This window comes from Novosphingobium sp. B-7, assembly GCF_000410615.1.
Lineage (GTDB): Bacteria > Pseudomonadota > Alphaproteobacteria > Sphingomonadales > Sphingomonadaceae > Novosphingobium > Novosphingobium capsulatum.
The window spans coordinates 1-4,357 of the sequence record NZ_KE148436.1 but is presented as its reverse complement, the minus strand read 5'-3'; the positions used below and the strand labels follow the sequence as shown (position 1 = coordinate 4,357).

The following is a 4,357-nucleotide window of genomic DNA, read 5'->3' as shown; positions in this document are numbered from 1 at the left end:
CGCCGCCACGCACCAGGCCACCCCCAGGCGGCGCGACAGCCAATAGGCCAGCGCGGCATTGCCATAGACCTGGATCAGGATCGGCACGGCCAACAGCGCGATCACCACCGGCTGCGCCACGATCGCCTGGCCCTGGAAGCCGAACAGCAGCACCAGCATGGCCAGCAACGCGACCAGCGAAACCGGGCCAAGCGCGGCCAGCAGCCTGCCGAGCGCCGGCTGTCCGCCGCGCGCCAGCACGGCCCGGCGCAACACTTGCGCGGCAATCACCGGCACCACGATATAGAGCACGACCGACAGCAGGAGCGTGGCCCAGGGCACCTGCACCGCCGCCACGCCCAGCAGCAGGCCGACCAGCGGCGCGAACAGGAACACCATGATCACGTCGTTGAGCGCCACTTGCGACAGCGTGTAGGTCGGCTCCCCATCGCAGAGGTTGGACCACACGAACACCATCGCCGTGCACGGCGCGGCCGCCAGCAGGATCAGCCCGGCGATATAGGATGGCCCCTGCCCGGCCGGCAACAGCGGCGCGAACAGCCAGCCGATGAACAGCGTGCCCAGCACCGCCATTGAAAACGGCTTTACCGCCCAGTTGATCAGCAGGGTGACACCCACGCCTTTCCAGTGCTGGCGCACCGCACCCAACGCCGCGAAATCGATCTTGAGCAGCATCGGCACGATCATCAACCAGATCAGCCCTGCCACCACCAGGTTGACCTGTGCCAGCTGCGCGGCGGCAATCGCGGCAAACAGCCCGGGCAAGACCTGGCCCAGCGCCACGCCGGCCACGATGCACAGTGCCACCCACAGCGACAGATAGCGTTCGAACGTGCCCATGGTTCAGATCACCCGCTGCCCGGCAGCATCGACCACAACCTCGCCATCTTCCTTGGCGAAGGCGCCCAGTTGCGCATGGGGCAGCAGGTCCAGCACCGCTTCGGACGGGCGGCACAGCTTGACCCCCAGCGGCGAGACCACCAGCGGGCGGTTGATAAGGATGGGATGGGCCATCATCGCATCGATCAGGGCGCTGTCATTCAGCGCGGGATTGTCGAGGCCCAGTTCAGCATAGGGCGTGCCCTTTGCACGCAACAGTTCGCGTGGCGTGATGCCGGCGCGCACGATCAACTGCGCCAGCAGATCGCGCGCCGGCGGCGTCTTGAGGTATTCGACCACGTGCGGCTCGATCCCGGCATTGCGGATCAGCGCCAGCGTATTGCGCGAGGTGCCGCATTCCGGGTTGTGGTAGATGACGATGTCGACGCTCACGCCGCAGATCCTTTCAGCAACAGGGGGATAGTGCGGCCACCAGCGGCGCGCACAGCGCGGCATTCCCCGCGCAGCAATCGGTGACCAGGAACAGCATCACGGCGCGCAGGCCATCAAGGTCTGCCCGATAGACGATCGTGCGCCCTTGCCGTTGTGACTGCACCAGCCCGGCGCGGGCGAGGATGCCCAGATGCGCCGACATGGTGTTTTGCGGTACGCCGAGCAGGCGGGCGATTTCGCCCGCTGCCAGCCCGGCCGGCTCGTGCCGCACCAGCACGCGAAACACGTCCAGCCGCGTGCCCTGCGCCAGGGCACCCAGTGCCGCGATGGCCGAATCACTATCCATATATCCAGATTAATGGATATGTTTCGCGTTGGCCAGTCCCGGTGTGCTAGGAAATCGCCGGCGCCAGGCGATCGACCAGGATGGCGCTGGCCTGGTTCAAACCGATCAGTTCCACCGCGATGCCGTGATGGCGCATCTTGGAAACCACGTCTTCCAGCGCGCCCACGGCGGTGACATCCCACAAGTGGCTGGCGGTCAGGTCGATGCGCACGCGCCTGACATCATCGCGCAGGTCGAACCGGTCGGCAAAGATATCCGCGCTGGCAAAGAACACCTGGCCCGTCACGACATAGGTGCGCGTATCGCTGGCCGCGTCATAGCTGTCGCGCACTTCCATCATGCGCGTCACCTTGAAGGCAAAGAACACCCCGCTCAGCAGCACGCCCACGGCCACACCGGCGGCAAGATCGTGGGTGGCCACGGTGACCAGCACGGTGGCCACCATGACCACGCCCGAAACCTTGGGATGGCGCGCCAGATCGCGGATCGAGCCCCACGAAAACGTGCTGATCGACACCATGATCATGATCGCCACCAGCGCCGCGACCGGCACTTGCGCCACCCACGGGCGCAGCGGCACCATCACCACCAGCAGGAACACCCCGGCGACCAGCGTGGACAGCCGCCCGCGGCCGCCATAGCGCACATTGCCCACCGTCTGGCCGATCATGCCGCACCCGGCAATGCCGCCAAACAGCCCGGCGGCAAGATTGGCCAGGCCCAGGCCGGTGCACTCGCGCGCCTTGCTGCTCGATGTTTCGGTCAGATCATCGACCACGCTGGCGGTCATCATCGATTCGAGCAGGCCCACCGCCGCCATCGCCAGGGCATAGGGCATGACGATGCGCAGCGTTTCCCACGCCATCGGCACGCCGGGCCAGGTCAGCGAGGGCAAGGTGGCAGGCAGACGGCCGAGGTCGGCCACAGTGTGGACCGGCATGGGAAACGCCATACTGATCGCGGTCAAGGCCACGATGCAGATCAGCGGCGAGGGGATCGCCGTGGTGATGCGCGGCGCCAGATAGATGATCGCCAGGCCAGCCGCGATGAGGGCATAAGTATGCCACGTCACATCGAGCATCTGCGGCACCTGCGCCGAAAAGATCAGGATGGCGAGCGCGTTGACAAAGCCTGTCCGCACCGAACGCGAAACGAAGCGCATCAGCACGTCGAGCTTGAGCAGCCCGAACACGATCTGGAAAACGCCGGCGAGCAGCGTGGCGGCCAGCAGATAGGGCAGGCCATGGGCATGCACCAACGCTGCTGCAACCAGCGCGACAGAGCCTGCCGCGCCCGAAATCATGGCAGGGCGGCCGCCGGCAAAGGCAATGACGATGCCGATCACGAACGAGGCGAACAGCCCCACTTCCGGGTCGATCCCGGCGACGAAGGAAAAGGCGATAACCTCTGGAATAAGCGCAAAGGTGCCGACCATGCCGGCAAGGATGTCGCGCCGGGCGCTGGTGGCGCTGTCCCACCATTCGGCGCGATAGCGCGCAAAACTGCTGTTGTTCATGCTGTAAAAAACCGAGGAGGTCGCAACGGGCGATCAGGCGGCCGATCTGGCGGGCAGCAGGGGCTGCCAACGGCCGGCCACAGGGCTGAATAGCGCCCCGGCGACAAGCATTGTCCGGCGGATTGGCGGCCGGAATAGCCACCCGGGGTTGCACCGGGTCCATGCGATTGGCGCCTCCCTATCGCCGCGCGGCGCCCAGGGCAATGCCCTGCGTGCAGAGAAAAAATCATGGCCCGATCTGATCGGGCCTGCCCCAAAGGCCATGGAATATGCCGTGGGCAATACCCATAACGCGGGCTGACACCCCGCCGGGCGCCCGCTGCCCGGCTGCCCAGCCCCAGGAGAATTTCCCCTGTCCGACATTCTTGCCACCGCCCGCCGTCGCCACACGGCCAAGGCCTATGACCCCGCGCGCCGCATCAGCGACGCTGATATGGAAACGCTGGAAAACCTGCTGCGCTTCAGCCCGTCGAGCACCAATCTGCAGCCTTGGCACTTCATCGTGGCCGGCACGGATGAAGGCAAGGAACGCGTGGCCAAGGCCGCGCAGGAACGCTTTGCCTTCAATGCCAAGGCCATCCGCGATGCCTCGCACGTGGTGGCCTTTGCCAGCCTGATCGATGCCAGCGCCGAACACATCGCCCGCATTACCGCCCAGGAAGAGGCTGATGGCCGCTTTGCCGCCGATCCCGAAGGGATGAAGGCGCGCGCCAATGGCGGACGCATCACCTTTTCGGGCATCCACAAGTTCGACACGCGCGACCAGCAGCACTGGCTGGACAAGCAGGTTTATCTCAATCTCGGGCAGTTCCTGCTGGGCGCGGCCACGCTGGGCATCGATGCCACGCCGATGGAAGGGATCGACACGCGCCTGCTCGATATCGAATTCGGCCTGCGGGACAAGGGCTTCACCAGCCTGTTCGTGGTCGCGCTGGGCTATGCCGACAAGGATGCCGATTACAACGGCCGCCTGCCCAAGTCGCGCCTGCCGATCGAGACCATCATCACCCGCGTCTGAGTGAGCGGGCGGTAAAAGCATGCGCGCTGGGGCAAGCCCCGGCGCGCAGGCTTTTACACACACCCTTGCGCAAGCGCCCGCGATTGCCGATGGACGGCGACCGGGCATGACACACACGCAAGGCAAACTTCTTCCCCTCTGGCGCGGCGGCGCCGTGGTGCTGTTCGCGCTCTGCGGCCTGGCAGGCCTGGCGGCGTCCGGCGCG

5 protein-coding genes and 1 other annotated feature are annotated in these 4,357 nt (G+C 66.0%); of the genes, 1 reads left to right on the top strand and 4 read right to left on the bottom strand.

Annotation, left to right across the window (positions count from 1 at the left end; all coding sequences use genetic code 11):
- The 4 genes from H926_RS0119270 to H926_RS0119255 all read right to left on the bottom strand — a co-directional run.
- Positions 1–840: arsenic resistance protein (locus H926_RS0119270; RefSeq protein WP_022677754.1), on the bottom strand; the 840-nt coding region annotated here is incomplete at its 3' end.
- Positions 841–843: 3 nt separating this feature from the next.
- A complete protein-coding gene (gene arsC, locus H926_RS0119265; RefSeq protein WP_022677753.1) occupies positions 844–1,272 on the bottom strand; it encodes an arsenate reductase (glutaredoxin) in 429 nt (142 codons plus the stop codon).
- Between the two features lie 13 nt (positions 1,273–1,285).
- Positions 1,286–1,618 carry a helix-turn-helix transcriptional regulator gene (locus H926_RS0119260; RefSeq protein WP_022677752.1) on the bottom strand — a complete coding sequence of 111 codons (333 nt, stop codon included), beginning with the start codon at positions 1,616–1,618 and terminating at the stop codon, positions 1,286–1,288.
- Positions 1,619–1,664: 46 nt separating this feature from the next.
- On the bottom strand, positions 1,665–3,134 hold the full coding sequence (locus H926_RS0119255) for a SulP family inorganic anion transporter (RefSeq protein ID WP_022677751.1): 1,470 nt from the start codon (positions 3,132–3,134) through the stop codon (positions 1,665–1,667).
- Positions 3,135–3,242: 108 nt separating this feature from the next.
- Positions 3,243–3,298 (bottom strand) — a sequence feature (sul1 is cis-regulatory element that is thought to sense ions involved in sulfur or methionine metabolism; They are found in Alphaproteobacteria).
- A 155-nt stretch (positions 3,299–3,453) separates the two neighbouring features.
- On the opposite strand from H926_RS0119255, the gene nfsB reads away from it, so the two are divergent.
- Positions 3,454–4,152, top strand: a complete 699-nt coding sequence (nfsB, locus tag H926_RS0119245) for an oxygen-insensitive NAD(P)H nitroreductase (RefSeq protein ID WP_202804780.1) — start codon at positions 3,454–3,456, stop codon at positions 4,150–4,152.
- Positions 4,153–4,357: the final 205 nt, after the last annotated feature.